This window comes from Streptomyces sp. Act143 (assembly GCF_003143935.1).
Taxonomy (GTDB): domain Bacteria; phylum Actinomycetota; class Actinomycetes; order Streptomycetales; family Streptomycetaceae; genus Streptomyces.
Map to the genome: position 1 here is coordinate 6,555,487 of NZ_QFRX01000001.1, position 26,118 is coordinate 6,581,604.

Genomic DNA, 26,118 nt, shown 5'->3' on the forward strand with positions numbered 1-26,118 from the left:
GAGCGGCGGCGCCGGTCAGACGTCGGCCGCCGCCGTCCCGCGGGTGAGCTGGTGGAGGCGCAGCGCCAGCTGCGTCTCCAGGGCTCTGGCGGGAGAGTTCCAGTCGGGCCCGAGCAGTTGGGCCACCCGTTCGAGCCGCTGCACCACCGTGTTCACATGCACGTGCAGCGCGTCCTTGGCGCGCGAGAGCCCGGCGCCGTGGCGGTAGTAGGCGTGCAGGGTGCGCAACAGCTCGGTGCCGCGCTCGGCGTCGTAGGCCAGGACGGGACCGAGGACGCGCTCGACGTACGAGGTGACGTCGGCGCGGTCGCCCAGCAGGACGCCGAGGAAGCCGAGGTCGGCGATGTCGGCACCGTCGCCGGTGCGGTCGAGGGCGTGCAGTGCGGTCAGGCAGCGCACGGCTTCGGCGTGGACGGCGGCGAGGTGGTCCGGGCCGTGTCCGGGGCCGGCGGATCCGACGGTGACGGGTGTGCCGAGGACGCGGGCCAGGTCCATGGCGAGCGTGCGGGCCAGGGCGCCCGGCTGGTCGCACGGGACGAGCAGCACGACGTGACCGGCCCGGGTGCCGGACAGTCCGCCCGACTGGCGGGCTCTGCGGGCGGCTTCGGCGGCGAGGCGCGCCCGCAGGGGCGGTTCGCAGTCGAGGACGGCGACGGTGTGCGGCTGCGCCAGGTCGACGCCGAGGCGGCGGCCCCGCAGCGTCAGGCTTCCGCCGTCCCAGCGCGCGGCGGAGGCGGGGCCGTCGAGAAGGTCGTCGAGGAGTTCGCCGCGCACCCGGTCCTCGGCCTCGGCCACGGACCGGCGCATCAACAGCAGCAGGGCGGTGACCAGTGCCGACCGCTCGAACAGGCGGCGATCGGCCTCGGACAGGTCGGCCCGTCCGGTCAGCATGATGCTGCCGAGGGGTTCGGCCCCGGCCAGGACGGCGCAGGTCCACACGCCGTCGGCGTGGACCGCGCGGCCGTCGCTGGGGGAGGCCGCCGGGGTCCCGGCGCGGGGTGCGAGGGGCAGGGTCCCGGCCCGGGCCAGCTCGCTGCCGTCGGTGTCGTGGACGGCCACTCCGCCGCCGAGCAGGCCCGCGATCTCGGCGGCCATGTCGTCGATCCCGGCGCCGCGCAGCACCAGCTTGGTGAGGCGGTTGTGGGCGTCGGAGGCCCGGTGCAGCGCGTTGCTGTGGGCGCGGGCCGTCGCGTTGGCGGCCTCCAGCCGCGCCAGCGTCCTGCGGGTCTCCTCCAGCCGACGGGCGCTGTCGAGCGCCACGGCGGCGTGGTCGGCGAGCGAGCCGAGCAGGGCGATCGCGTCCGGCGGGAACTCGCGCGGAGTGCGGTCCGCCGCGAACAGCACCCCGATGATCTCCTCGCCGACCCGCAGCGGGACGCCGAGGATGCCGCGCAGCCCTTCCTCGGCCACACCGCCGTCGATCGTCCCGGTGTGCCGGAACCGCAGATCGGTCCGGTAGTCCGTACTGGCGTAGGGGCGCGCGGTCTGCGCGACGAGGCCGCCCAGGCCTTCTCCCATGCCGAGCCGGAGCTGCTGGAAGGCCGCGGAGACGGAGCCGTCCGTGACGCGCATGAACGTGTCCCGCGCGACCGGGTCGTTGAGCGTCAGATAGGCGACATCGGCACCCAGGAGGGTCCGTGCGCGGCGCACGATGGCGCGCAGCACGGCATCGACGTCCCGCAGCCCCGCCAGGTCGCCCGCGGTGTCGAACAGGGCGACCAGTTGGGCTTCGCGGCGGCGGTACTGGTCGAGGACGCGCCGCACGGACAGGGCGACTTCGGTGGTCTCCTCGATCCATGCCGCCCGCGCGCCGCTGCTCCCCTCGGCGCGGGAGCGGGCCGGTTCTGCGGCGAGCTCCTCGGCCGGGGCGTCGGCGGCGAGGAGGTCCAGCAGGCGCCGTGCGGCCGCCTCGTCGCGCGGTGGTGTCCGCGGTCCGGTGGGACGGCCGGCGGTCATGGCTGCTCCTCTCGGGGCGTCGGGGCGTCGGGGCGTCGGGGCGTCGGGGTGCCCGGGGTGCCGCGTCAGGTCCGTCGGCGCGGCAGCCCGGGTGAGTGACGTCCGCGAGGAAGGGCCTACGCCCGGTCGCCCGCGGTGACGGCGTCGGCGGCGGTGGCCGGTGCGTCGTCCTGGGAGCGGCTGAGATCGCGGCCCCGGGTCTCCTTGGTGACGGCCACGGTGAGGGTGGTGATCACGGCCGCCGCGCAGAGGTAGAGGCTGACGGGGGTCGAGGAGTCGTACTCCTTGAGGAGTTCGACGGCGATGATCGGGGCGAGCGCGCCGGCGACGATGGAGGCGAGCTGGGAGCCCATGGAGGCGCCCGAGTAGCGGACCTTGGTGTCGAACATCTCGGAGATGAACGCGGCCTGCGGTCCGTACATCGCCCCGTGCAGCAGCAGGCCGACGGTGACGGCCAGGGTGATCACCGTGAACGACGTGGAGTCGACCAGGCCGAAGAAGACGAACGCCCAGACGGCCATGCCGAGGGAACCGACCAGGGTCACCGGGCGCCGCCCGACGCGGTCGGACAGGGCACCCCAGGCGGGGATCGTCACGAAGTGCACGGCCGAGCCGATCAGCACCGCGTTCAGGGCGGTGCTCTTGGGCAGCTCCAGGTGCACGGTGACGTACACCAGCAGGAACGAGGTGAGGATGTAGTAGGAGATGTTCTCGCCGAAGCGGGTGCCGATCGCCGACAGGACCTCGCGCCAGCTGCGCCGGAACACCTCGACGACCGGGGGCTTCTCCTTCACGCCCTGCGCGGCGGCGGCCTCGGCCTTGGCCTGGGCGGCGAGGAAGACGGGCGACTCGGAGACCGACACCCGGATCCACAGGCCGATCACCACGAGCACCCCGGACAGCAGGAACGGGATGCGCCAGCCCCAGGACTGGAAGGCCGCCTCCGACTGGAATGCGGCCAGCAGCGCCAGCACACCGGTGGCCAGCAGGTTGCCGCCGGGAGCGCCCGCCTGCGGCCAGGACGCCCAGAAACCGCGGTGCCGGTCGCCGCCGTGCTCGGAGACGATCAGTACGGCCCCGCCCCACTCGCCGCCCAGCGCGAAGCCCTGGATCAGCCGCAGCACGGTCAGCAGGATCGGCGCGCCCACGCCGAAGCTGTCGTACGTGGGCAGCAGACCCATCGCGAAGGTCGCGCCGCCCATCATCAGCAGGCTGACGACCAGCAGCTTCTTGCGTCCGATCCGGTCGCCGAAGTGACCGAAGACGACGCCGCCCAGCGGCCGGGCGGCGAACCCGATGGCGTACGTGATGAAGGCGATCAGCGTGCCCACCAGCGGGTCGGCGCTGGGGAAGAACAGCGTGTTGAACACGAGGGCGGCGGCCGAGCCGTAGAGGAAGAAGTCGTACCACTCGATGGTGGTGCCGATCAGGCTCGCGGCGACGATGCGGCTGATGCCGCCGCGGGGCGTGGTCGTTGCAGACATGGGTTCACCGGGTTTCACGAACGGGACGGGGTGAGGCGGTGCGGGGAGGCGGTGCGGGCGGGCGGCGGTCAGCCGGCGGTCCAGCCGCCGTCGAGAGGCAGCGAGGCTCCGGTGAGGCAGCCGGTGTGCGGGCCGCACAGCCACAGGACGGCGGCGGCGACCTCCTCGGCCTCCAGGAGCCGCTTGACGGGGGAGCGGGCCAGCATGACGTCCGAGAGCACGTCGCCCTCGCTGATGCCGTGCGCGGCGGCCTGGTCCCGCACCTGGCCCTCGACGAGCGGGGTGCGGACATAGCCGGGGTTGACGCAGTTGCTGGTGACGCCGTGCGGCGCGCCCTCGACGGCGGCGACCTTGCTCAGGCCCTCCAGGGCGTGCTTGGCCGCGACATAGGCGGACTTGAAGGCGCTGGCGCGCAGTCCGTGGACGCTGGAGACGTTGACGATCCGGCCCCAGCCGCCCGCGTACATGTGCGGCAGGGTGCGGCGCATGAGCAGGAACGGGGCGGTGACCATCACCTTCTGGATGAGCTCGAAGCGGTCCGGCGGGAACTCCGTGAGCGGCGCCACGTGCTGCAGCCCGGCGTTGTTGACCAGGATGTCCACCTCGGCCGGGAGCAGGTCGACGGCCCCCGGGTCGGCGAGATCGGCCACGTGCGCCTCGCCCCCGGCGATCTCCGCGACCGCCTTGGCCGCCGCCGTGTCCCGGTCGACCACGTGCACCAGGGCCCCGGCCTGCGCCAGGGCGAGCACACAGGCCCGGCCGATGCCACCGCCGCCGCCGGTGACCAGAGCGGTGCGTCCGCTCAGGTCGACCGCGGCGGTGGGCGGCGGCAAGGGGGCCGGGGCGGGAAATGTGTTCGTCATGGCCGGAAACAGTAGGGAGAGCGTGCAACGGCTCCCATGTATGCGACCGCTATAAACCCCGCACCAGCGGTGGTGTCGTCCACCATGGGACGGGGGTCAGGTGCCCAGCGAGCAGGTGTTCACGAGGGTCCCGGGTACCACGCCGGCGGGGAGGCCGACGGTCCGGGAGGCCGGTGGCCGCTGCCCGGCCCCGATCCAGCTCTCGAGCGCCCGGAACGCCGTCCGGTGGCACGGCGTGAGCGGACGCAGCCGGTCCGGGAACGTGTCGACCAGCGAGTCGGTGTGGGTGCCGCCCTCGACGCGGTAGTAGCGGAACAGGTGTCCACGGCCCGCCTCCCGCACCATCCGGGCGTAGACGTCGGAGTCCTGGCTGATCGGCAGCAGAACGTCCAACGTGCCGTGCAGGGTGATCAGGGGCTTGCCGATCCGCCCGGTGAGCGCGATCCTCGCGACGGCCTGGCGCACCTCGTCAGGGCGTGTCGCGTAGTCGTAGTCGGTGTCGCAGGCCGGTGCCCCCGGGGCGCAGTACGGCGTTCCCGCCTCGGTCGCCCCGTCGAAGCCGGGATCGACCTCCTCCCGGTAGATGCGCTGGGTCAGATCCCAGTAGACCTTGTAGTGGTACGGCCACAGGAACTCCGACCCGGCCGGGAACCCGGCGGCGTGCAGGGCCTGTCGCGCCTGGTCGGCGCCCTCGCCGCCGGCGGCGTACACGGGGTAGTGGCGCAGCGCCGCGGGCAGGAAGTCCAGCAGCGTGGGCCCGTCGGAGCGCCACAGGGTGCCCTCCCAGTCGACGCCGCCGTCGTACAGCTCGGGGTGGTTCTCCAGTTGCCAGCGCACCAGGTACCCGGCGTTCGACAGGCCGGTCACCAGCGTGCGCGTCGGCGCGCGGTGATAGCGCTGGGTGACCGTGGCGCGGGCGGCCCGGGTGAGCTGGGTGACCCGGTCGTTCCACTCGGCGATCGCGTCACCCGGCGCCTGGCCGTCCCGGTAGAAGCCGAGGCCGGTGTTGCCCTTGTCGGTGGCCGCGTAGGCGTAGCCGCGCGAGAGCACCCAGTCGGCGATGGCCCGGTCGTTGGCGTACTGCTCGCGGTTGCCGGGCGTACCGGAGACCACCAGGCCGCCGTTCCAGCGGTCGGGCAGGCGGATGACGAACTGGGCGTCGTGCTGCCAGCCGTGGTTGGTGTTGGTGGTGGAGGTGTCGGGGAAATAGCCGTCGACCTGGATACCGGGGACCCCGGTCGGCACGGCCAGGTCCTTCGGCGTCAGCCCGGCCCAGTCGGCCGGATCGGTGTGCCCCGAGGCAACCGTGCCCGCGGTGGTCAACTCGGCCAGGCAGTCCGCCTGTTGGTGGGCGGCGCCCGGCACCCGCACCTGCGCCTGGCGCGCGCAGTGCCCGCTCGTGCCGTCGGTGGCGGCCGTGGCGGACAGGGGGGTGAAGGCGAGGGCGGCCAGGGCGAGGGCGGCCGGAGCACCCCGCCGCCAGGAGCGGGGTGGGGAGCCGGGGGTGCCGGGGGAGCGACGCATCAGCGGTGCCTCCGAGATCGTGGGTAAGGACGCGCGGAGGCTATGACGTCGAATCGCCGCAATATATGGGTTCGTCAACCACCGTCTGACTCCTGACGATGGGTCGGGACACCACCCCAGCCTGTGCCGCGGTCCGGCTCGCCGCCATACACGGCCCGTCATGAACGCGGCCATGGACGCCGGTTACACACGCCCTCCGCCAACCGTGTTTGTCCGGCCCATGTCAGCCCTGACGCGGGTGCCTCGATGATGCACGGCACGCCGATCCCGGGCCGGGCCCCGGCATCGGTCCAGGACGTGTTCACCCCGTCAGGAGAGACAAGCCGTGATGACAGAGCCGCACCCCCCGAAGCGCCAGGCGACGCACCTCCGGAAGCACCTCGCGAAGCACCTCGCGAAACACCTCGTGAAGCACCCCCCGAAGCATCGCCCGGGCGGCATCCGCCGCTGGCTCACCGCCGCCGCCGGAGCCCTGGCCCTCACCGCCGGACTGGTCGCCGCAGGTCCACCGGCATCGGCCGCGAGCCTGACCCAGGTCACCGGCTTCGGCACCAACCCCGGCAACCTGTCCATGTACACCTACGTGCCCGACGGCCTGCCCTCCGGCGCCCCGCTGGTGGTCGCCCTGCACGGCTGCACGCAGAGCGCGAGCGACTACTACGCGCACTCGGGCTGGCCGAAGTTCGCCGACGGCTACGGCTTCGCCGTCGTCTTCCCGCAGACCAGCAGCGCGAACAACGCCAACTCCTGCTTCAACTGGTTCCAGCCGGGCGACAGCGCGCGCGGACAGGGCGAGGCGCTGTCGATCAAGCAGATGGTCGACAAGGCCGTCGCACAGTACGGCAGCGACACCCGGCGGATCTACATCACCGGCCTGTCCGCCGGTGCCGGCATGACCGCGAACATGCTCGCCGCCTACCCCGACGTCTTCGCCGGCGGCGCCATCGACTCCGGACTGCCCGCCTCCTGCGCGAACAGCGTGTCCACGGCCTACACCTGCATGTACAGCCCGCCCGACAAGACCCCCGCCCAGTGGGGCGACCTGGTGCGCTCCGCCGCGCCCTCCGGCACCACCTCCTGGCCCCGGGTCGCGATCTGGCAGGGCACGGCCGACACCACCGTGGCACCCGCCAATGCCACCGAACTGCGCGACCAGTGGACCGACGTCTGGGGCATCGGGCAGACGCCCTCCCGCACCGAGAGCCTGAGCGGCGGCACCACGCTGAGCGTCTACGACGACACCTCGGGCCGGCCTGCCGTCGAGGTCTACTCGATCGCCGGCATGGCCCACGGACTCGCCGTCGACCCGGGCAGCGGCACCGACCAGTGCGGTACCGCCGGCACCTACTACCTCGACACGATCTGCTCCAGCTACCACACCGCCCGCTTCTGGGGCCTGGACGGCGGCGACCAGGGCGGCGGCACCCTCGCCGCGCCCACCGGACTGACCGTCACCGGCACCACCGACACCACCGCCGGCCTGAAGTGGAACGCCGTCGACGGCGCCGCCTCGTACGCCGTCTACCGCGGCGGCACGAAGGTGGGCACCACCACCTCGACCACCTACACCGACACCGGCCTGGCGACCGGCACGTCGTACGGCTACACGGTGGCCGCCGTGGACACGGCGGGCGCGGCCGGTGCCGCCTCCTCCACGGTGACCGCCACCACCACCGGCTTCACCCCCACCTGCCACACGGCCAGCAACTACGACCACGTGGCCGCCGGACGCGCCTACCAGAGCGGCGGCTACGCCTACGCCAAGGGCTCGGGCCAGTCCATGGGTCTGTGGAACACCTACACCACGCACACCCTGGAGCAGACCTCCGCCGGTTACTACGTCCTCGCCGACTCCGGCTGCCCGGCCTGACGCGTCCGTCGCAGGGTGGTGGTCACTTGGTGGCGACCACCACCCCCGAGGGGGCTGCTATGTGGATGGCAGCCATGGCTCCGCCCGTGCCCGCTGCCTAGGCTCGCTGCCCGTCGGTTGGACCGGCACCGGCTCTGACCTGCACCGTCAGTGGCCCGGTGACCCGAGGGAAAGGGACCGTATGGGTCTGGACAAGACAGTCGCGAGCGCGGTGGAGGCGGTGGCCGACATCCCGGAGGGAGCCTCGCTCGCGGTGGGCGGCTTCGGGCTGTGCGGCATACCGGGCACCCTGATCGACGCGCTGTGGCAGCGCGGGGTGAACGGCCTGAAGGTCGTGTCGAACAACTGCGGTGTCGACAACTGGGGCCTGGGCATGCTGCTCGCGGCCGGACAGATCTCCCGCATGACGAGTTCCTACGTGGGCGAGAACAAGGAGTTCGCCCGCCAGTACCTGAGCGGCGAGCTGGAGGTCGAACTCGTGCCCCAGGGCACGCTGGCGGAGCGGCTGCGGGCCGGCGGGGCCGGCATCCCCGCCTTCTACACCCCCGCCGGCACCGGCACTCAGGTCGGGGAGGGCGGACTGCCCTGGCGCCACGCCCCCGACGGCTCGGTCGCCGTGGCCTCGCCCGCCAAGGAGACCCGGGACTTCGGCGGCCGTCCGCACCTCCTCGAACACGGCATCACCACCGACTTCGCCCTGGTCCGCGCGACCATCGGCGACCGGCACGGCAACCTCGTCTTCCGTTCGTCCGCCCGCAACTTCAACCCGCTGGCCGCCATGGCCGGCCGCATCACGGTGGCCGAGGTGGACCACCTCGTGGAACCGGGCGAACTCGACCCCGACGAGATCCATCTGCCCGGCATCTTCGTCCAGCGTGTGGTCCGCGTGACCCCCGGCGACCCCGCGGCCGAGCGCCGCATCGAACGCCGTACCGTACGGCAGGAAGGCACCGCCTGACATGGCCCTCACCCGCGAGCAGATGGCGGCCCGGGCCGCCCGCGAACTCACCGACGGCAGCTACGTCAACCTCGGCATCGGCCTTCCCACCCTCATCCCCAACCACCTGCCGCCCGGCATCGAGGTGGTCCTCCAGTCCGAGAACGGCATCCTCGGCGTCGGCCCCTACCCCACCGAGGACGAACTCGACGCCGACCTCATCAACGCCGGCAAGGAGACCGTCACCACCCTGCCCGGCGCCTCCTTCTTCGACTCCGCTTTGTCCTTCGGCATGATCCGCGGCGGCCACATCGACGCCGCCGTGCTCGGCGCCATGCAGGTCTCCGAGAACGGCGACCTGGCCAACTGGATGATCCCCGGCAAGATGGTCAAGGGCATGGGCGGCGCCATGGACCTGGTGCACGGCGCCGGCCGGGTCATCGTCCTCACGGAGCACACCGCCAAGGACGGCACCCCCAAGCTCGTCTCCCGGTGCTCCCTGCCCCTCACCGGCCGCGGCGTCGTCCAACGGGTCATCACCGACCTGGCTGTCCTCGACATCACCGCGTCCGGTTTCGTGCTGACGGAACTGGCTCCCGGCGTCACCGTCGAGCAGGTCAGGGCGGCCACGGGGGCGGAGCTGTCGGTGCCGGCCGACGTCGACCGCGGGGCGGCGGCCTGAGATCTCCGCGCCGGGAATGCCGGCCGGGGCGGGTGTGTTGAAGGGCGCGTGGGAGTGAAGGGGACAGTGTCCCCGGGCCTCACCTATTGCCTGCGGGGACGATCGTTCGGCTGAAGCCCCGCAGAGCCTTTCGCCGCGTAGGCGACCGCCCTTCACCCCCATGTTCTTCGCCGCGGTCCGGGCGGGCAGGAACGCCCGCCCGGGCTTCGGCCGCACCGCTTCGGCCCGTACCGAGGGCGGTGACCGTCCGGGAATGCAATGCCCCCCGGCGGTGTTGAGGAAGGCGTCTGACATGTCCGAGTCAATCAGCTCGGACGCTGGGGAAGGAGCACCTCATGGCACGCAGCACCACGCGCGCCGTCGTCAAGCTCAAGTCGACGGCCGGCACCGGAGTCACCTACGTGACCCGCAAGAACCGCCTGAACGACCCCGACCGACTGGTCCTGCGCAAGTACGACCCGCAGGTCGGCGCGCACGTCCTGTTCCGCGAAGAACGCTGACCCCGCCTCCACGGCTCCCCGCCGGAGGCACCAGAAAGGCCACCCCATGAGGCACGGCATCCACCCCGTCTCCCGCCCCGTCGTCTTCCGCGACCGCGCGGCAGGCTTCCAACTGCTCACCACCTCCACCGTCGACACGCACGCCACGGTCGAGTGGGAGGACGGCACCACGTACCCGGTCGTCGACGTCGAGATCTCGTCGGCGAGCCACCCGTTCTACACCGGCACCTCGCGCGTCGTGGACACCGCGGGCCGCGTGGAGCGCTTCCGGAGGCGCTACGGCACGACCGCTCCCGTCCGCCCCTGACGGCGGACCCTGTTCCTGTCCCCGGGAGGAGACCGCGATGAAGGTCCGCAAGTCCCTGCGCTCACTGAAGGCCAGGCCCGGCGCCCAGGTGGTGCGCCGACGGGGCGTCACCTACGTGCTCAACAAGAAGGATCCGCGCTTCAAGGCCCGCCAGGGCTGACGCACTGAGCGGCGACCACGATCCGGCCCGGCACCGCAACGGCGGTGCCGGGCCGTTCGCTGCCGAGCCGAGGGCAGGGGGAGGGGCGGCACTCGGCTCGTCGGCGCCACCGGGCGGACGCGTCAGGCGGTGCCGGCGGGACGCGGCGGGCCGTGGAAGACCTGGCTGGTGTGCCAGGCGCGGTGGGCTGCCGCGACCGGGCGGGTACCCGGCTGCGGGCCGAGCAGCGGACGGCCCGCGAGCGCCGTGACATGGTCCCGGGCCGCCGGACTGTGACCGACGAAGCGCTGCGAGACCAGGATGCGGTGACCGTCGCCGACCCCGAGCACACCCTTGTCGAAGAGTTTGTGGTGCAACGAGCACAGGCACAGCCCGTTGTCGACCTCGTCCGGACCGTCGAACGCCCACCAGCGCACGTGCGCGGCCTCCAGCCCCACCGGGACCGCGCCGATCCGGCCGTCGTAGCCGCAGAACGCGCACCGGTGTTCGTACGCGGTCAGCACCAGATCGCGCATCCGCCGACTGCGCTGCCGACGTCCGTCCGCAGGCCGACCGGTCTCCGCCGGTTCCAGCTCCAGCCCGACGGCCTCGCACAGGTCGCCGTGGAGGGACGGCGGAAAATGCAGATCGAGCAGCACCCGAGCGACACGGGCGAGCAGCGACGGTTCACGCCGCAGCGCCGCCCGCAGCTCGGGGGCGAGCCGGCCCGCCGCGCCGGTCTCCCGCAGATCCCGCACACCGCTGCCCGGGCTGCCCGGCCCCCGGTCGGTGCGCACCTCCCACACCCCGTCGCTGACGAGGTGGTGGAACGGGTAGGCGGGGGTCGTCCTGTGGGGCGGCCCGTACTCGGCCAGCAGCCGCGCCAGGTCCTCCTCCACCGCGCTGTAGCGCAGCTCGCCGTCGGCGTCCTGCTGGAACCGGCCCAGCGCGTAGAGAAGGAGCAGCGGCTTGTGCGGTGCCCGCGCACCACCCCTGCTCCACTGCCGCAACTGCGCGGTCCGTTCGAGCCAGTCCATGACCGGTGATCGTAGAGCAGTGTCTCTGAAGAAGATCAACACCGTTATGGCCGCCGCCTTCATCGTCTTCATCCTCTGGTTCGGGACGGGGTTCATGCTGAGCCCGGAGGCAACGGTGGTGGGCTTCGGCCTGCCGAGCGCGCCGTCCGGCGACGGCGGCGGCTTCCTGGTCGTCACCACCGTGCTGACCCACCACGGCTCCCTGGCCACCGCGTTCGGCGTCCACTGTCCGACCGCGACCCTGATGGTGGCCAACGGCCTGCTGATCATGCGGGAGACCCGCGAGGCCCGCGAGGCCCGCGAGGCCCGCGAGGTCGCCGTCGCTCCGGTGGGGTCCGCCGTGCGGCCCGCCTGACCTTGCGGGTGCAAGGGAAACACGCCGGGCATTCCGCGGGCTGCTCCTCAACGGCCCGACGCCGCACGCGGATCCGGGCTCAGCGTGCCAGCAGGCCGCGCAGCGACTTCGTGATCGTCTCCGGATCTTCCTCGGCCATGAAGTGACCGCAGGAGACGGTCGAGTGGTCCAGGTCCGCGGCCCAGGCGCCCCACAGTGCGGCGGCCTCGTAGCCGAGCGCGGCACCCCAGTCCTGCTGGAGGACGGAGACCGGCATGGTGAGCCGCCGTCCCGCGGCCCGGTCGGACCGGTCGTGCTCGATGTCGATGCCCGCCGAGGCCCGGTAGTCGGCGACGATGGACGGTACGGACCGGCGGCAGGCATCGAGGTAGACCTGACGCACGCCCGGCGGCATCGCTTCGGGGTCGTTCGCCCAGATGTCCAGGAAGTACGAGAAGAACGCGTCCGGACTGTTCTGGATCAGCTGCTCGGGCAGGCCGGGCGGCTGCGCCATCAGGTACAGGTGGAAGCCCACGGCCGCCTGCACACCGTGCAGCGCCTCCCACATGTCCAGGGTCGGCAGGACGTCGAGACAGGCCAGGTGGGTGATGCTGTCCGGGTGATCGAGCCCGGCGCGGAACGCCACGAGCGCCCCTCGGTCGTGGCCCGCCAACGCAAACCGCTCGTGACCCAGCGCGCGGGCCAGCGCCACGATGTCATGGGCCATGGTGCGCTTGGAGTACACGTCCGGTCCGACCTCGGCCGGCTTGTCGCTGTCGCCGTATCCGCGCAGGTCGGGACAGATGACCGTGTGATCGGCCGCCAGGTCCGTGGCGACATGCCGCCACATCAGGTGGGTCTGGGGAAAGCCGTGCAGCAGCACGACGGGGCTGCCGGAGCCGCCGACCGCGGCGTTCAGCCCGATGCCCTCCGCCACTTCCACGCGTCGGTAATCGAAACCGGGGATGTTCTGTGTCATGGCTTGCTGCCTCTCGTTGCCTGGATCCCGCCCTGTCGACGGCATCCGCTCGATGACCGTGGGGCCGGCGGCCCTGACGGACCGAGACCGCCCCACGCGGTGTCGCAAGCCTTCCGGCAGCCGATCAGCACCGAATGAACGCGCGCGGGCTCGACTAGATTTCTCCTGGTCGACGAGGCCGAGGGACGAAGAGGAACAGACAGCGGCATGCGCGTGGAATTCGGGGTGCTGGGGGCTGTGAGCGCCTGGGACGAGGCCGGGGAGCCGCTGCGCCTCAAGGGGCCACGGCATCGGGCGGTGCTGGCCCGGCTGATCGTCGCCCGCCGCCGGGTGGTGCCGGTCGCCCGCCTCGCGGAGGACCTCTGGGAGGAGCCGCCGGGCGACGCCATCAGCTCACTGCGCACCTTCGTCGGCGACCTGCGGCGCGCCCTGGAACCCGACCGGCCGCCCCGGACCCCGCCGCGTCTGCTGGTCACCGAGGGCTCCGGATACGCCTTGCGGGTCCCGAAGGACGATGTCGACGCATGGCGGTTCGAGGAGGTCGTGGAGTCGACCGGAAACGCCGGTCCCGCCCAGACGGCCCAACGGCTGGCGGAGGCGCTCGGCTGGTGGCGCGGGCCGGCGTTCGCGGACTTCGGCGACGAGCACTGGCTGCGAGCGGAGCGGGCCCGGCTGACCGAACTGCGCTTGCATGCCGTCGAGCGCCGCGCCGAGGCCCGTATCGCCCTGGACCTGGCTGCCGAGGCAGTGCCCGACCTCGACGCACACGTCACCGATCACCCCTGGCGCGAGGACGCCTGGCGGCTGCTGGCGCTCGCCCTGTACCGGTCGGGCCGGCAGGCCGACGCCCTGTCCGTGCTGCGCCGGGCCCGTACCCTGCTCCGCGACCAGCTCGGAATCGACCCCAGCCCGCGCCTGCGGCGTCTGGAGGAGGACGTCCTGCGGCAGGACGACCACCTGGCCCAGGACTCCGACGCCTCGGTGAACCGCGTGTGGGAGCGGGCCACGGCCGCCTACGAAGGTGCCCTGGGAGCCCGCGCCCGAACGCGCCTCGAATCCACGGTCGGTCTGATGCGCGACCTCGCGGTCACCGGGGGCGGCGGCTTGGAGGCGGCCCGCCGGCACCGCGTGGCCGCCGTCGCCGCCGCGGAGCAACTGGGCGATCCGGAGCTGACCGCACGCGTCATCGGGGCCTACGACGTCCCGGCGATCTGGACCCGCTCCGACGACCCCGAGCAGGCCCGCCGACTCGTGGACACCTCCGAGCGCGTCCTGCGTGCCCTGGCGCCAGGCAGCCATGACGCGGCGCGCTGTCGGCTGCTGGCAACCATCGCGGTCGAGTCCCGCGGCACCCTGCCCGTGGGAGAACCGGCGCCCGGAACGACACTCCGACCGCTCCAGGCCGCCGGACAAGCCGAGCAGATCGCCCGGCGCCTGGGCGACCCGCGGCTGCTGGCCTTCGCCCTGAACGGCACCTTCATGCAGTCCTTCCTGCGCACCGGGCTCGCGCCGCGCCGTGACGGGATCGGCGCGGAGATCGTGGCCCTTTCCGGCCGCCACGGCCTGGTCCGTCACGAGGTGCTCGGACACCTCATCCGGGTCCAGGCGCGGTGCGCGCTGGCGGACCTGGCTGCGGCCGACCGGCACGCGGATGCCGCGGACGAACTGGCGGACCGTCATGACCTGCCGCTGGTGTCGGTGTTCACCACCTGGTACCGGGCGCTGCGCACGGCCTCCACGAGCTCGCGCGAAGCGGCCGAGGCCGCGTACGCGCAGGCGGCCGACTCGCTGCGCGACGCGGGGATGCCCGGGCTGCAAGGCGGCCTGCCCGCGCTGGCCCGGCTGTCGGTGCGCTTGCGGCACGGCGCATCGGCGGCGGATGGACACACGGACGCGGACTGGGGACCGTACGAACCGTGGGTACGGCCGCTGCTGCTGATCGAGGCGGGCCGGACGGCGGAGGCGCGCGCAACCGTGCGCGCCATGGCGGCACCGCCGCGCGACCTGATGAGTGAGCTTCTGTGGTGTCTGACGGCCCGGGCCGCGATCGCGGTGGGCGACCGCGAGGCGATGGAGCGCGCCCGCACCCAGCTGCTGCCCGCCGCGTCGGAGACGGCCGCCGGCAGCGGGCTGATCACCCTCGGCCCGGTCGCCGCGCACCTGGCCTCGCTGGAGGAGGCCATGGCCTGACGTCAGCGACGAGCCGACCGGCAGCGGCGGACCCCGCGCGACCGCAGGACCGTCCGAGGGGGCGCGTCCGCGTCGGCCGGTGTCGACCGTCGTGTTCACGGCCGGGTTGCCCGGGTGGCGCGCCGGGTACCCGATGGGATGGCCAGTGCGGCGGGGTTGCGCTCCGACAGGGTCGTTCGGGCACGCTGGAGGCGTAGGCCGGTTCGAGCACGAGGGGACAGGTGCCGTGAACGACCGATCGGATACGAGCGGTGACAGCTCCGTCCCGCAGCTCAGGATGGACGCTCTCCTGAACGAGCTCCAGGCCCATGTCCAGCGCGTACGCAGCAGCCGGGACCAGATGCAGACGCTGCTGAACGCCGTCGTGGCGATCGGCAGCGACCTGGACCTGGGGGACCTGCTGCGGCGGATCGTGCAGTCCGCGGTGGAGCTGGTGGACGCCGAGTACGGCGCGCTGGGGGTGCTGGGTGAGGAAGGGCGCATCCGGCAGTTCATCACCGTGGGGATGGACGAGGAGACCGTCGCGCGGATCGGTCACTACCCGGAGGGCCACGGCATCCTCGGCCTGCTCATCCGCGAGCCCCGCTCGCTGCGGCTGGAAGACCTCGGCGCCCATCACGAGGCCGTCGGCTTCCCGCCGGGGCACCCGCCGATGCGCACCTTCCTCGGCGCCCCCGTGCAGGTGGGCGAGAAGGTGTTCGGCAACCTGTACCTCACCGACAAGCGGGGCGGGCGGCAGTTCGACGCCGACGACGAGGCGGTGCTGCGCAGCCTGGCCGCGGCCGCGGGCGTGGCCATCGACAACGCCCGGCTGTACGACGAGAGCCGCCACCGGGAGCGGCAGCTGGCCGCCGGCGCGGACCTGACCCGGGCCCTGCTGTCCGGCGAGCCCCCGTCCCGGACCCTGCGGTCACTGGCCGACATGGTGCGCGAGATGACCGGCGCGGACCTGGTGACCCTGGCCCTGCCGATGGGCGACGGCGGGGACCTGGTGGTGGAGACGGCCGCCGGTGAGGCCGCCGACCGGGTGATGGGCCTGGCTCTGTCGGCGACCACGCTGGCGGCGAAGGTCTATGCGACGGGACAGACCATCAGCAGCGACGCCCTCAGCGAGGATCCCCGCTCCTTGGGGGGCAGCGCCTCCGTCGTTCCGCTGGGGCCCGCGTTCTTCGTACCCGTCGGCACCCGGGAGCGGGTACGCGGTGTGCTGCAGGTCGCCAACGCGCCCGGCGGGCCGTCCTTCAACGAGGCGGTGGTGCACATGGTGGAGTCCTTCTCCGACCAGGCCGCCCTGGCCCTGGAGATCGCCGAGCACCGCCGGGACGCCGAGCAGCTCACCCTGCTCGGCGACCGTGAACGCATCGCCCGCGACCTGCACGACCTGGTCATCCAACGGCTGTTCGCCGACGGCCTGAGCCTGCAGTCCGTCCTTCCGCGGCTCGGCGGCCGGGCGGATGAGGCGGAGCGCGTCCAGCGGGTGGTCGATGATCTGGACGACACGATCAAGGTCATCCGCTCCACCATCTTCGGCCTTCAGCACCATGAACGACCCGGCCGCCGCATCGGCCTGCGCTCCCAGCTCGCCACCCTGGTCGGCGAGGCGCCCAGGACGCTCGGCTTCGCGCCGGCCCTGCGCATGACCGGCCTCCTCGACACCGACGTACCCGCATCGCACGCCGGCCACCTGGTGGCCGTCCTGCGCGAGGCGCTGTCCAACGTCGCCCGGCACGCGCATGCCACCGAGGTGGAGGTCGCCGCCGAGGCCACGGACCGGACGCTGCGGCTCACGGTCGCCGACAACGGACGCGGCCTCGATCCCGCGGTCACCCCGCGCGGCGGACTGGCCACCATGCGGACCCGCGCCGAGGAACTCGGCGGGACTCTGACGCTGACCAGGCACGAACCGACCGGAACCCTCTTGGAATGGACCGTCCCACTGCCGACCGACGCCACCACCGCCGACTGAACCGCTGACCGCGGTTGCCGTAGGACGGCACCTGCGCCGACCGAGCCATCGACCGCGATTTCTCATGCCGGGGGAGGCTTCCACGACGACGTGGCCCTGCTCGCGGCCCGCCTGACAGCGTGACGATGCGCGCACGGCGGCACGCTCGACGGGGAGGGCCCCAACCGCTTCTCGCGGTTCCTGATTGCGCGGTGCGCAGCCCCCCCTGCTGCTCCTCCGCGTCCTTCGTGCGGGGCCCTCCCCGTCCCCTTCACTACATCACTCCAGCACCGGTTCCACGAGGGCCGTACGGCCCTGACAGCCGCCCCACCCGTCTCCTTGACACCCCAGTTCCGCCGGGCCGAGCCTCGCACGCACCTTGAGGGTCGTGGCCGCGAGCGGATCGGCGGCCACCGTGGTCACGCCTTCTGCTGCGCGTCGATCTCCGCGATCAGGGCCTCGACGCGCCTCCGGATCTCGTCGCGGATGGGACGTACGGCCTCGACGCCCTTGCCGGCCGGGTCCTCCAGGGCCCAGTCGAGATACTTCTTGCCGGGGAAGACCGGGCAGGCGTCGCCGCAGCCCATGGTGATGACGTAGTCGGACGCCTGGACCGCCTCGGTGGTGAGGATCTTCGGCCTGGCCTCGGAGATGTCGACACCGGCCTCCCTCATGGCCTCGACCGCGGCGGGGTTGACCTGGTCGCCGGGGACGGAGCCGGCGGAGCGGACCTCGATCCGGTCGCCCGCGAGGTGGTTCAGGAATCCGGCGGCCATCTGCGAGCGGCCGGCGTTGTGAACGCAGACGAACAGCACGGAGGCGAGCGGGCTGGAGGGCATCGGTTCTTCCTTCGCGAGGGGGAGCAGGCGGACCGTGCGAGGAGGGGGTGACCGGTCGGTCCAGGCGTCGGCCGCCCGCCGGGCTGGTATCAGTGGGGGCTGATGTGAAAATATCAGTCCATGCTGACGTCAGTCGACACTGATCTGCTGCGGGTGCTCGCGGACCCGCTCCGCCTCCGGATCGTCACCCTGCTGGCCCGGGAGACGCTGTGCTCCACGCATCTGATCGAGGAGACCGGGGCGAGACAGACCAACCTCTCCAACCATCTGAAGGTGCTGCGCGAGGCCGGGGTCGTGGAGACGGAACCTTGCGGCCGGTTCACCTACTACCGGCTCAAGCCCGACGTCATCGCCACCCTTGCCGGTCAGTTCGCCGACCTCGCGGAGGCCGCGCGTGCCACCGCCGAGAACGACGTCAAGCGGTCCTGTCCCTGATCCCCGCCGTCGTACGGCGCCCGCTCCGAGGAGATTCGTTGACCGCCGCAGAGGCCGCAGAGGCCACAGGGGGCGCAGGGGGCGCAGAGGCCACGGAGGCCTTCGAAACCCCCGAGCGCGGCAAGGCCGGGGAAGCCGCCATGGCCCCCACCGCCGCACCCCAGCCCGCCCCGGGTGCCACCCCGCCCCAGGCTCCGCCACTGATCGCCCGGGCCGCGGCCGAACTCGTCGGCACGGCCGGGCTGGTCGCGGTCGTGGTCGGGTCCGGCATCCAGGCCACCGAGCTGACGAAGGACGTCGGGGTGCAGCTGCTGGCCAACTCCACGGCCACCGTCTTCGGCCTCGGCGTCCTGATCCTGCTGCTGGGGCCGGTCTCCGGCGCCCACTTCAACCCGGTGGTCACCCTGGCCGAGTGGTTCACCGCCCGCCGCGGCGGCGCCGGGGTCACGGCCCGGGAGGTCGCGGTGTACGTCCCCGCGCAGGTGGCCGGAGCGATCGCGGGCGCGATTCTGGCGGATGCGATGTTCGGCGAGCCGCTGGTCAAGTGGTCCACCCATGACCGGTCGGCCGGCCACCTGCTGCTCGGTGAGGTGGTCGCCACCGCCGGGCTGATCCTGCTGATCTTCGGCCTGGCCCGCGCGGACCGCCTGCGCTTCGCCCCCGTCGCCGTCGCCTCCTACATCGGCGCCGCGTACTGGTTCACTTCCTCCACGTCGTTCGCGAACCCGGCGGTGACCATCGGCCGCGTCTTCACGGACACCTTCGCGGGTATCGCGCCGGGCTCACTCGCGGGCTTCATCGGCATGCAACTGATCGGCGCCGCGGTGGGGCTGGCGCTGGTGGCGGTCATCTTCATGCGGCGGTCGGCGCCATGCTGAGCAGCTTGCCCATGGCCGCCAGCACCGAGGACTCGACCCGGTAGTAGACCCAGGTGCCGCGCCGCTCGGAGGTCAGCAGCCCGGCCTCCTTGAGCTTCTTCAGGTGGTGGGAGACGGTCGGCTGGGAGACGCCGACGTCGGAGATGTCGCACACGCACGCCTCGCCGCCCGCGTGCGAGGCGACCGCCGAGAACAGCCGCAGCCGCACCGGATCGCCCAGCGCCTTGAACATCCGCGCGGCCGTCTCGGCTTCCTCGGCGGTGAACGGACGCTCGGTCAGCGGCGGGCAGCACGGCGCCACGTCATCGGCCCCGGCTTCGAGCAGCGGCAGCACCTTCGTCTTCGACATACATCTATGTTGACACATGTCGAAACAGCCCGGCGAGGGTCGCCGTCGACCCATGCTCTCTGATTCGACGAACGTCTATGTTGACGTTCATCGATATGGGTGCCATCCTGGGCCCTGCAAGACATCGACAGACGTCGAAACAAAGGGGAGTCCTGTGAACGCGCCCGCCACCGACCAGCTGCCCGTCGTGGTGATCGGAGCCGGCCCCGTCGGCCTGGCCGCCGCCGCCCACCTCGTCGAGCGCGGTCTGGAACCGCTGGTTCTCGAAGCCGGCCCGTCCGCCGGCAGTGCCGTCCGCGACTGGGCGCACGTCCGGCTGTTCTCCCCTTGGGCCGAGGTCACCGACGCCGCCGCCGAGAAGCTCCTGGCCCCCACCGGCTGGGTGCGCCCCGACGGCGCCGCCTACCCCACCGGCGGCGACTGGGCCGAGCACTACCTCCAGCCGCTCGCCGACGCGCTCGGCGACAAGGTCCGCTACGGCACGACGGTCACCGGCGTGGCCCGCGCGGGGCGGGACCGCATCGTCGACGCAGACCGCGACGAACAGCCCTACACCGTGCACCTCCGGACGGCCGACGGCCGCGAGGAACGCCTTGCCGCCCACGCCGTCATCGACGCCTCCGGCACCTGGACCATCCCCAGCCCGATGGGCGCCGACGGCCTGCCCGCCCTCGGCGAGCGGTCGGCGGCCGATCACATCGCTTACCGCATCCCCGACCTCAGGGACCCGTCCGCCCGGACCCGGTACGCGGGCAGGCGCACCGCCGTGATCGGCTCCGGCGCCTCCGCCTTCACCGCGCTCGCCCACCTCGCCGACCTGGCCGAGGACGAACCGGGCACCCACGCGGTGTGGCTCCTCCGCCGTGCCATCGGCGCGAACACATACGGCGGGGGAGAGGCCGACCAGCTCCCCGCCCGCGGCGCCCTGGGCCTCCGTGCCAAGGCGGCCGTCGAGGCCGGCCATGCGAGCGCGGTCACCGGCTTCCGTACCCGGGCCGTGGAACGCGACGGTGAGCAGCTCGTCCTCGTCGCCGAGGACGGCCGCCGCCTGGACCCGGTCGACGAAGTCATCGTCCTCACCGGCCTGCGACCCGACCTGTCCTTCCTCTCCGAGGTCCGCCTCGGCCTCGACGAACGCCTCCAGGCCCCGACCGCGCTGGCCCCGCTGATCGACCCCAACATCCATTCCTGCGGCACCGTCTACCCCCACGGCGTGAACGAGCTCTCCCACCCGGACAACGGCATCTACCTGGTCGGCATGAAGTCCTACGGCCGCGCCCCCACGTTCCTCGCCATGACCGGCTACGAACAGGTCCGCTCCATCGCCGCCGCCCTCGCGGGCGACCAGGAGGCCGCCGAACGCGTCGAACTCGTCCTCCCCGAGACGGGCGTGTGCAGCGGAGGCGGACTCCTCGACGCGACCGAGACGCCGCGCGGCGATGACGCCGGCGGTTGCTGCACAACCCCGGCCGCCACCCTGCAGATCGGCGTCGGCATGCCGGCCGCCGGTACCGGTGGCTGCTGAACCCGCATTCCCACCAAGGAGGTTCGCCATGTCCCGCGTACAACTCGCCCTGCGCGTCCCGGATCTGGACGCATCCGTCGCCTTCTACAGCAAGCTCTTCGGCACCGAACCCGCCAAACTCCGCGACGGCTACGCCAACTTCGCCATCACGGAACCCCCGCTCAAGCTCGTCCTGATCGAAGGCGCCCCCGACGAGGCGACCCGCCTGGACCACCTCGGCGTCGAGGTCGGCACGAGCGAAGCCGTCCACTCCGCCACCACCCGCCTCTACGAAGCCGGCCTGGCCACGACCGAGGAGAACGACACCACCTGCTGCTACGCCCTCCAGGACAAGGTCTGGGTGCACGGACCCGGTCAGGAACCCTGGGAGGTCTACGTGGTCAAGGCCGACGCCGACACCCTCACCAAGCAGCAGGGCAGCACCTGCTGTTCCACTCCCGGCGCGGCCGACGCCAAGGAACCGGCCGCCGCGGAAGGCTGCTGCTGACGCCCGCCGATGACCGCCCCGCACGCCGGCGGGCCGTGACCGGCAGGGACACAGGCCCCCTCTTTGCGGCGAGCAGCGCTGTGATGACGTGTCCTTCTGCAGTTACCAGCCGCGCAGCGGGACGATGAGAAACGCTCTCGTTGTCGGCATGCCCTAGTGGAGTGACCTGGGACTTGGAGGTCGAAGTGGCTGCTTCAGTGCTCTTCATGCCGATGCCGATGTCGCTCAACGGTCGGCCATCGGCCACCCGAGATTGCGAGGGGTGCAGGCCCCCGGCTGCGCGCCGCGCCCCGCCGTCCCGGCGGCGGGAGTGTTCCTCCCCGACCCTGGTGGCAGGCACGCGCGGTCGGGGACCCGTCCGCGGCTGTGTCAGGGGGTAAAGACCTGCTCGAGGCGGTCGATGGCCCCGTCCGCGCCGAGGTGGTACCGGAAGACCAGGCCGCTGTCGGGGTTGGCCTCCAGCCAGTCCAGGAACTCCTGGACACCGATGGGCTGATTCTCGGTGCTGGTCACGATGGGGTTGGTGACGGTGATGTACGCGGCCTGGTCCATGGGGAGATAGGTTTCCTTGCCGACCGTCTCGAACGGCGCGCCGTCCGAATCCGGTGTGCCGCAGCCCCAGTTGCCGTGCCGGAAGATCAGGCTGAGGGTGCCGCCTTCGGGGGTGTAGCGGTAGACGGCGATCTCGTCCGGGGAGATGGGCATCTTGTGGTCGCAGCCGTCGTCCTCGCCGCCGCCCCCGGCAGCAGCCGGCTCGCCTGCGGGCGAGGCCGCCGGTGATGCAGCGGCGGCCGGGGCGGCGGACGCCTTGCTGCCGGGCGACGACGAGACCTTGCCGGCGGGCAGCGCATTGGCCGACGCAGACGCGGTCGCCTCGGTGCCGCTCTCGCCCTTGGCCGGCGAGGAACTGGCGGTCGGCGCCGGGCTGTCGGCTTCGGAGGAGGCCGACGAGCAGGCGGTGAGCGCCAGGGCGCCGGCTGCCCATGCGCTCAGGACGAGCGTGCGGATTGCGATCCGTCTGCGGCGACGCGTGATCATCATGATGTGTCCCCCAAGGTGATGGCAGCGGCTACCTGCGTAACCGCGTGAGTCGGAGAGACCATATTCAGCCACGCGGTGGGCTTTTCGATCACCTGGGCGCCGTCCGTTGCGAAGCGGTGACCAGACGCGGGCAATACGGGGGAACGGTTGCCGGTGGAGCACAATCCGGATCAGGTGGCCGGCGCCGGGCGAGGGCGGCATACGAACCGTTTCGGCCGGGAGCGCGCCGCGCAGGCTCACATCCGGGATCTCAGCACGTCGACCTCGCACCCCGGCGCGAACGGGTCGAAACCGTGCTCGACCAGCCAGCGGATCACCAGCAGGCTTCGCAACGACCACCACCCGCGGATCACGTCGAGGTCGACGTCGGCGCCGTATCCGGCCATGACGTCGCCGAGGTGCTTCTCGTGCCCGAGTGTGAACGTGGCGAGGTCGTACAGGGCATCGCCCTGGCCGGCCTCGGACCAGTCGATGATGCCCGTGACCTCGTCGCCGTGGACAAACACGTGCGCGATCTGGAGGTCGCCATGGGTGAACACCGGGGTCCACGGCCGGAGCGCGGCTTCGGCGACCTGACGGTTGCGGGCGACCAGGTCCGCGGGCAGGACGCCGCCTCTCACCAGCCGCTCGCACTCGTCGTCGAGCTCCGCCACCAGCGCGGCGATGCTCCGGCCGGCCTGGCCAAGCCGGGGCGGCGGCGGTGCGTCGTGCAGCGTCCGGATGGCGGCGCCCGCCGCGGCCCACCCCGCCCGCGACCCGGTCGACGGCCCGCCGAGGCGCCCGAGCGGTGCCCCCGGGACCGCGGCGACCGCCAGCACGGGCGGCTTGCGCCACAGCACCTGCGGGGTCGGGACCGGTGCGAGGGACATCGCCTCGACCTCGACGTCGATGCGCGTCTGATCGGCGTCCACCTTGAGGAACACATCACCGACACGCAGGGTCGCGCGCTCGGAATGGGCGACGACGACTTCGACCTCATCCATGGGCGACCAGTATCCCGGGGACGATCGCCGACGTCGCCGGGTTTCTCACGTGCGGCGGTCAGCAGCCCCCAGGCATTGTGGCCGCCGTACAGGGCATGCGCACCGTCTTCAAGCGTTCGGCGCGGTCTCGGCAACCGTGACCTGGGCTGTCCACGATCCGGGTTCCCGAGGCGAATCCCAGGTCACGTCGACGGCAACTTCGTGGACGTCGTGTGCGAGGCCCACCACCATGGCGGCCGCGGCGGCCCGTGCCTCCGCTGGGTCGGTGTCGGGCGCCACGTCGGCAAAACGCCCGCAGATCATTCCGCCGTCCTCTGTGAGAACACTGTGGCGCCAGCCTTCCGGTGTCGCGAGCAGGACAACGGCTTCCGGCATGCCGAGGGGAGGCCGTTTCCTCGTTCCACGCTCTCGTCCCGCCATGGAGCCATCCAACCCTGTCGTCCCGGCGCCGTAGCCACCGGTCCTCCTGGAGGAGGACAGCAGGGCGTCGACTCATGCAGGGGCACCAAGCCGGAATGCGAGCACCCGCACGATGCCCCGGCGCGGCCCCTCCCGGCAGGCTGGGCACCCACCCGAAAACCTGACCTGGAGACCCCTTTCCCGTGGCTACCTTGCTCTACCGGCTGGGCCGGACCGCCTTCCGACGGCGCTGGCTCGTCGTGCTGCTGTGGGCGGTGATCCTCGGCGGTGCCGGGGCCGGCGCCGCCACGGCACCGGCCTCGTCCGACGACGGCACGTCGTTCATGCCCGGCATCGAGGCGCAGAAGGCGTTCGACCTGATAGGGGAGCGCTTCCCCGGCACGGACGCCGACGGCGCCACCGCCCGCATCGTCTTCGTCGCACCCGACGGCCAGAAGGTGACCGCCTCCGGCAACCGGGCCGCCATCGACGCGCTCGTGGCGGAGGCGGCCGACGAGCCGAGGGTCCTGAACGCCGTGAACCCGTTCACGGCCGGAGCGGTGAGCGAGGACGGCGCCACCGCATACGCCACCGTGAACTACAAGGTGAAGGCCGACGACCTCACCGACACCGACAAGGCCGCCCTGGAGAAGACCGTCGACGAGGCCCGCCGCGCCGGCCTCACGGTCGAGGTCGGCGGCACTGCACTCGCCGAGCAGCCCGCCGCCGGCGGCAGCGCCGAGTCCATCGGCATCGGTCTCGCCGCGGTGATCCTGCTGATCACCTTCGGTTCCCTCGCCGCCGCGGGTCTCCCCCTGCTCACCGCGGTGATCGGCGTCGGCATCAGCATGGCCGCGGTCATGGCCCTGGGCAGCGTCTTCGGGCTCTCCCTGACCACGGGCACCCTCGCCTCCATGCTCGGACTCGCGGTCGGTATCGACTACGCCCTCTTCGTCGTCTCCCGCTACCGGGAGGAGCGCGTGAACGGACACGCTCCGGGCGAGGCCGCCGGGCTCGCCGTCGGTACCGCCGGTTCCGCCGTGGTCTTCGCGGGGCTCACGGTCGTCATCGCGCTGGTCGGCCTGACCGTGGTCGGCGTGCCGATGCTGACGAAGATGGGCCTGTGCGCGGCGGGTGCGGTGGTCGTCGCCGTGCTGGTGGCCCTCACCCTGGTGCCCGCACTGCTGGGCATGTGGCCGAACGCGGTGCTCTCCCGCCGTACCCGCAAGGGCAGGCCGGTCTCGCTCTCCGCGGCGACCGGCACCGGCGGGGCCCGCTGGGCGCGCTTCGTGCTGCGCCGCCCGGTGGCCGTCCTGGTGGCGTGCGTCGCGGGTCTGGGCGTGCTGGCGCTGCCCGCCGCGAGCCTGGAGATGGGCATGCCGGGGGCCGAGTCCAAGCCGGTCTCGTCGACGGAACGGCGTGCCTACGATGCCCTCGCGGACGGCTTCGGCGCGGGCTTCAACGGCCCGTTGACCGTCGTCGTCGACGCCCGGGGAGCGGTCGACGGCAAGGCGGCCGTCCGGGAGATCGCCCGGGAGATCGGCGGCACCGACGGGGTCGTGTCCGTCTCCTCGGCACGGTTCAACCCGGCCGGTGACACCGCGCTGTTCTCGGCGGTGCCGTCCACCGGCCCGAACGACGAGCACACCAAGGACCTCGTCCGCGCCATCCGCTCCGAACGCGCCGCCCTGGAGCGGGACACCGGGGCGACCTTCGAGGTCACCGGCAGCACCGCGATGAACATCGACGTCGCCGAGGCCCTCCAGGCCGCGCTCGTGCCCTATCTCGCCGTCATCGTCGTCCTGGCCCTGCTCCTGCTGCTGGTGGTCTTCCGTTCGGTGCTGGTGCCGGTCAAGGCGGCGTTCGGGTTCCTGCTGTCGGTGCTGGCCGCCCTCGGCTCGGTCGTCGCGGTCTTCCAGTGGGGCTGGGGCGCCGAACTGCTGGGCGTGGAGCAGCCGGGGCCGATCATGAGCCTGATGCCGATCTTCCTGGTGGGCATCGTGTTCGGCCTGGCCATGGACTACGAGGTGTTCCTCGTCGCCCGGATGCGGGAGGCGTACGTCCACGGGGACAGGGCTCCCGACGCGGTCGTCTCCGGCTTCCGGCACAGCGCCCGCGTGGTCGTCGCGGCGGCGGTCATCATGATCGCGGTGTTCTCCGGGTTCATCGGGTCCGGCGAGTCGATGGTCAAGACGATCGGGTTCGGGCTCGCCGTCGCGGTGCTGTTCGACGCCTTCGTCGTACGGATGGCCCTGGTGCCCGCGGTGCTGGCGCTGCTCGGCGACAGGGCGTGGTGGCTGCCGGGGTGGCTGGACCGGCTGCTGCCCCGTGTGGACGTGGAGGGGGCGGGGCTTGCGACACCGCCTCCGGTGGCGGGCGGCGGGCCCGTGCCGCAGGAGCCGGCGCGCGTCTGACACCCGCACCCGGGGTGGGGC

General features: G+C 72.5%; 26 protein-coding genes. 14 read left to right on the forward strand and 12 right to left on the reverse strand.

Features of this window, described 5'->3' with window-relative positions:
• Positions 1–15 precede the first annotated feature (15 nt).
• The 4 genes from DI272_RS30010 to DI272_RS30025 all read right to left on the reverse strand — a co-directional run bounded on the left by DI272_RS30010 (position 16) and on the right by DI272_RS30025 (position 5,827).
• The gene (locus tag DI272_RS30010; RefSeq protein WP_109498327.1) at positions 16–1,956 is read right to left on the reverse strand and encodes a GAF domain-containing protein; all 1,941 of its coding nucleotides are present in this window, start codon (positions 1,954–1,956) and stop codon (positions 16–18) included.
• 116 nt (positions 1,957–2,072) lie between these two features.
• Positions 2,073–3,440 (reverse strand): MFS transporter, encoded by a 1,368-nt coding sequence (locus tag DI272_RS30015; protein WP_109498328.1) that lies wholly within the window; start codon positions 3,438–3,440, stop codon positions 2,073–2,075.
• Between the two features lie 68 nt (positions 3,441–3,508).
• Positions 3,509–4,303 carry a 3-hydroxybutyrate dehydrogenase gene (locus DI272_RS30020; RefSeq protein ID WP_109498329.1) on the reverse strand — a complete coding sequence of 265 codons (795 nt, stop codon included), beginning with the start codon at positions 4,301–4,303 and terminating at the stop codon, positions 3,509–3,511.
• A 96-nt stretch (positions 4,304–4,399) separates the two neighbouring features.
• A complete protein-coding gene (locus tag DI272_RS30025) occupies positions 4,400–5,827 on the reverse strand; it encodes a 3-hydroxybutyrate oligomer hydrolase family protein (RefSeq protein ID WP_109498330.1) in 1,428 nt (475 codons plus the stop codon).
• 406 nt (positions 5,828–6,233) lie between these two features.
• Here DI272_RS30025 and DI272_RS30030 point away from each other — a divergent pair, with 406 nt between their 5' ends.
• The 6 genes from DI272_RS30030 (at position 6,234) to ykgO (ending at position 10,283) form a co-directional block, all read left to right on the forward strand.
• Positions 6,234–7,697, forward strand: a complete 1,464-nt coding sequence (locus DI272_RS30030; RefSeq protein WP_375138079.1) for an alpha/beta hydrolase family esterase — start codon at positions 6,234–6,236, stop codon at positions 7,695–7,697.
• Positions 7,698–7,878: 181 nt separating this feature from the next.
• Positions 7,879–8,655 (forward strand): CoA transferase subunit A, encoded by a 777-nt coding sequence (locus DI272_RS30035; protein WP_109498332.1) that lies wholly within the window; start codon positions 7,879–7,881, stop codon positions 8,653–8,655.
• A gap of 1 nt (position 8,656) precedes the next feature.
• On the forward strand, positions 8,657–9,316 hold the full coding sequence (locus DI272_RS30040) for a CoA transferase subunit B (protein ID WP_109498333.1): 660 nt from the start codon (positions 8,657–8,659) through the stop codon (positions 9,314–9,316).
• A gap of 335 nt (positions 9,317–9,651) precedes the next feature.
• Positions 9,652–9,816: a 50S ribosomal protein L33 gene (rpmG, locus tag DI272_RS30045; RefSeq protein WP_109498334.1), complete on the forward strand. Its 165-nt coding sequence runs from the start codon at positions 9,652–9,654 to the stop codon at positions 9,814–9,816.
• 46 nt (positions 9,817–9,862) lie between these two features.
• The gene (locus tag DI272_RS30050; protein WP_109498335.1) at positions 9,863–10,123 is read left to right on the forward strand and encodes a type B 50S ribosomal protein L31; all 261 of its coding nucleotides are present in this window, start codon (positions 9,863–9,865) and stop codon (positions 10,121–10,123) included.
• 37 nt (positions 10,124–10,160) lie between these two features.
• Positions 10,161–10,283, forward strand: coding sequence for a type B 50S ribosomal protein L36 (ykgO, locus tag DI272_RS30055; protein ID WP_109498336.1), 123 nt, complete (start codon positions 10,161–10,163; stop codon positions 10,281–10,283).
• 122 nt (positions 10,284–10,405) lie between these two features.
• Here ykgO and DI272_RS30060 read toward each other — a convergent pair whose 3' ends face one another.
• Entirely contained in the window at positions 10,406–11,299 is an 894-nt protein-coding gene (locus DI272_RS30060) for a phosphorothioated DNA-binding restriction endonuclease (protein WP_109498337.1), read from the reverse strand.
• A 19-nt stretch (positions 11,300–11,318) separates the two neighbouring features.
• Here DI272_RS30060 and DI272_RS30065 point away from each other — a divergent pair, with 19 nt between their 5' ends.
• The gene (locus DI272_RS30065) at positions 11,319–11,654 is read left to right on the forward strand and encodes a small membrane hydrophobic protein (RefSeq protein ID WP_109498338.1); all 336 of its coding nucleotides are present in this window, start codon (positions 11,319–11,321) and stop codon (positions 11,652–11,654) included.
• 79 nt (positions 11,655–11,733) lie between these two features.
• Here DI272_RS30065 and DI272_RS30070 read toward each other — a convergent pair whose 3' ends face one another.
• The gene (locus tag DI272_RS30070; protein WP_109498339.1) at positions 11,734–12,612 is read right to left on the reverse strand and encodes an alpha/beta fold hydrolase; all 879 of its coding nucleotides are present in this window, start codon (positions 12,610–12,612) and stop codon (positions 11,734–11,736) included.
• Positions 12,613–12,819: 207 nt separating this feature from the next.
• On the opposite strand from DI272_RS30070, the gene DI272_RS30075 reads away from it, so the two are divergent.
• Together DI272_RS30075 and DI272_RS30080 are read left to right on the forward strand one after the other, a co-directional pair.
• Positions 12,820–14,802, forward strand: a complete 1,983-nt coding sequence (locus tag DI272_RS30075) for a BTAD domain-containing putative transcriptional regulator (protein ID WP_109498340.1) — start codon at positions 12,820–12,822, stop codon at positions 14,800–14,802.
• A gap of 277 nt (positions 14,803–15,079) precedes the next feature.
• Positions 15,080–16,768 (forward strand): GAF domain-containing sensor histidine kinase, encoded by a 1,689-nt coding sequence (locus tag DI272_RS30080; RefSeq protein ID WP_258314720.1) that lies wholly within the window; start codon positions 15,080–15,082, stop codon positions 16,766–16,768.
• A 258-nt stretch (positions 16,769–17,026) separates the two neighbouring features.
• On the opposite strand, the gene DI272_RS44665 is transcribed toward DI272_RS30080, so the two are convergent.
• Positions 17,027–17,170, reverse strand: coding sequence for a hypothetical protein (locus tag DI272_RS44665; protein ID WP_181387354.1), 144 nt, complete (start codon positions 17,168–17,170; stop codon positions 17,027–17,029).
• Complete coding sequence (locus tag DI272_RS30085; RefSeq protein WP_109498341.1) at positions 17,167–17,586, reverse strand: arsenate reductase ArsC; 420 nt, start codon at positions 17,584–17,586, stop codon at positions 17,167–17,169. Before DI272_RS30085 ends, DI272_RS44665 begins: the two co-directional genes overlap by 4 nt.
• Positions 17,587–17,706: 120 nt before the next feature.
• Between DI272_RS30085 and DI272_RS30090 the strand changes: the two genes are divergently transcribed.
• Together DI272_RS30090 and DI272_RS30095 are read left to right on the forward strand one after the other, a co-directional pair.
• Positions 17,707–18,021, forward strand: a complete 315-nt coding sequence (locus tag DI272_RS30090) for a helix-turn-helix transcriptional regulator (RefSeq protein ID WP_109498342.1) — start codon at positions 17,707–17,709, stop codon at positions 18,019–18,021.
• Between the two features lie 140 nt (positions 18,022–18,161).
• Positions 18,162–18,899, forward strand: coding sequence for an aquaporin (locus tag DI272_RS30095; protein WP_109498343.1), 738 nt, complete (start codon positions 18,162–18,164; stop codon positions 18,897–18,899).
• Here DI272_RS30095 and DI272_RS30100 read toward each other — a convergent pair.
• On the reverse strand, positions 18,874–19,248 hold the full coding sequence (locus tag DI272_RS30100; protein ID WP_109498344.1) for a helix-turn-helix transcriptional regulator: 375 nt from the start codon (positions 19,246–19,248) through the stop codon (positions 18,874–18,876). The two genes, DI272_RS30095 and DI272_RS30100, sit on opposite strands and share 26 nt — an antisense overlap.
• 154 nt (positions 19,249–19,402) lie before the next feature.
• Here DI272_RS30100 and DI272_RS30105 point away from each other — a divergent pair, with 154 nt between their 5' ends.
• Both DI272_RS30105 and DI272_RS30110 read left to right on the forward strand, forming a co-directional pair.
• Positions 19,403–20,773 carry an FAD-dependent oxidoreductase gene (locus DI272_RS30105; RefSeq protein ID WP_109498345.1) on the forward strand — a complete coding sequence of 457 codons (1,371 nt, stop codon included), beginning with the start codon at positions 19,403–19,405 and terminating at the stop codon, positions 20,771–20,773.
• 28 nt (positions 20,774–20,801) lie between these two features.
• On the forward strand, positions 20,802–21,260 hold the full coding sequence (locus DI272_RS30110; RefSeq protein WP_109498346.1) for an ArsI/CadI family heavy metal resistance metalloenzyme: 459 nt from the start codon (positions 20,802–20,804) through the stop codon (positions 21,258–21,260).
• Positions 21,261–21,629: 369 nt separating this feature from the next.
• Here DI272_RS30110 and DI272_RS30115 read toward each other — a convergent pair whose 3' ends face one another.
• The 3 genes from DI272_RS30115 to DI272_RS30125 all read right to left on the reverse strand — a co-directional run bounded on the left by DI272_RS30115 (position 21,630) and on the right by DI272_RS30125 (position 23,659).
• Positions 21,630–22,301 carry a hypothetical protein gene (locus DI272_RS30115; RefSeq protein WP_109498347.1) on the reverse strand — a complete coding sequence of 224 codons (672 nt, stop codon included), beginning with the start codon at positions 22,299–22,301 and terminating at the stop codon, positions 21,630–21,632.
• A gap of 236 nt (positions 22,302–22,537) precedes the next feature.
• Complete coding sequence (locus DI272_RS30120) at positions 22,538–23,284, reverse strand: phosphotransferase family protein (protein WP_109498348.1); 747 nt, start codon at positions 23,282–23,284, stop codon at positions 22,538–22,540.
• Between the two features lie 108 nt (positions 23,285–23,392).
• Positions 23,393–23,659 (reverse strand): hypothetical protein, encoded by a 267-nt coding sequence (locus DI272_RS30125; protein ID WP_146238400.1) that lies wholly within the window; start codon positions 23,657–23,659, stop codon positions 23,393–23,395.
• A gap of 227 nt (positions 23,660–23,886) precedes the next feature.
• On the opposite strand from DI272_RS30125, the gene DI272_RS30130 reads away from it, so the two are divergent.
• Positions 23,887–26,097 (forward strand): MMPL family transporter, encoded by a 2,211-nt coding sequence (locus DI272_RS30130; RefSeq protein WP_109498350.1) that lies wholly within the window; start codon positions 23,887–23,889, stop codon positions 26,095–26,097.
• Positions 26,098–26,118 lie beyond the last annotated feature (21 nt).